Here is a 1,193-nt window from a genome sequence, read left to right as displayed (position 1 = left end):
TGTAGATTTATTTTTAAATTTCAAAATTTCCCAGAGCAGAGGCACTATAATAAGGTATAAAAATGGAAAAAAAAACTTAACTATTATTGATGAAAGTTATAATTCAAATCCTCTTTCATTTAAATTTGCATTAGACAGATTTGACAAAAACTATAAGGATAGTAAGAAAAAATTTATTTTGATTGGAAATATGCTTGAATTAGGAAAATTCTCAAAAAAACTTCATATTAAAATTGCGAAATATATTAATAAATCTAAAATAAATAAAACTCATGTTTATGGTAACTATACAAAACATACATTTAACAAACTTAAACCACAAATGAGAGGCAAAATATTAAACAATAAATTAGAGATTATGAATTTGATAAAAAAACAATTGCCTAATAACAGTTTTTTAATGATAAAAGGATCTAACTCAACTGGATTAAATAAGATAATAAAAAATTTGTAACAATGTTATATAATATACTTACAAGCTATTCGGATACATATTCTTTCCTCAATTTTTTCAATTTTTTAACTGTGAGAACAGGTTTGGCTGTGATAACTGCAATGATCATAGTTTTTTTAATAGGGGATAGGTTTATAAATTTTTTTTCATCAAAACAAATTACAAATCCTATTCGCTCTGATGGGCCAGAAGATCATTTGATCAAAAAAATTGGAACACCCACTATGGGTGGAGTTTTAATGTTAATAGGTTTATTCACAGGTGTTTTTTTGTGGGCTGATTTATTAAATCCATATAATTGGTTATTGATATTCATCACTCTATCATTTGGAATTTTAGGAGCATTTGATGATTATAAAAAAATTAAAAATAATAACTCAAATGGGATTTCTTCAAAATTAAAAATATTAATTCAAATTTTTCTTTGTCTAATTTCGTTAATTATTTTTTATAAATTTATAGACTCTGATATTAAAACTAATTTGTATTTTCCATTTTTTAAAAATTTAGTAATTAACTTAGGATGGTTTTTTATACCTTTTTATTTGTTTGTTATTGTTGGATCCTCTAATGCAGTAAATCTAACAGATGGTTTGGATGGATTAGCTACCGTCCCTGTTATACTTGTTGCTGGGTGTTTTGGTTTTATAAGTTATGTATCAGGAAATGTAATTTTTGCAGACTATTTATTAATTCCTTATATAGAGGGTGTTGGAGAAGTTGCGGTTTTTTGTGGAGC

The 1,193-nt window shown here is 25.1% G+C and carries 2 protein-coding genes; both read left to right on the top strand.

Annotated features, from left to right (window positions below; all coding sequences use genetic code 11):
* A partial coding sequence (locus AMN84_RS01860) for a glutamate ligase domain-containing protein (protein WP_306452624.1) occupies nt 1-454 on the top strand: 454 nt, incomplete at its 5' end.
* A gap of 2 nt (nt 455-456) precedes the next feature.
* On the top strand, nt 457-1,193 hold a 737-nt coding region (mraY, locus tag AMN84_RS01855; protein WP_075482876.1), incomplete at its 3' end, for a phospho-N-acetylmuramoyl-pentapeptide-transferase.

The organism is Candidatus Pelagibacter communis, assembly GCF_001180105.1.
In the GTDB taxonomy this organism is placed as follows: domain Bacteria; phylum Pseudomonadota; class Alphaproteobacteria; order Pelagibacterales; family Pelagibacteraceae; genus Pelagibacter; species Pelagibacter ubique_K.
Note: the sequence above shows the minus strand (reverse complement) of the source record. Positions and strands in the feature narration are given on the sequence as shown.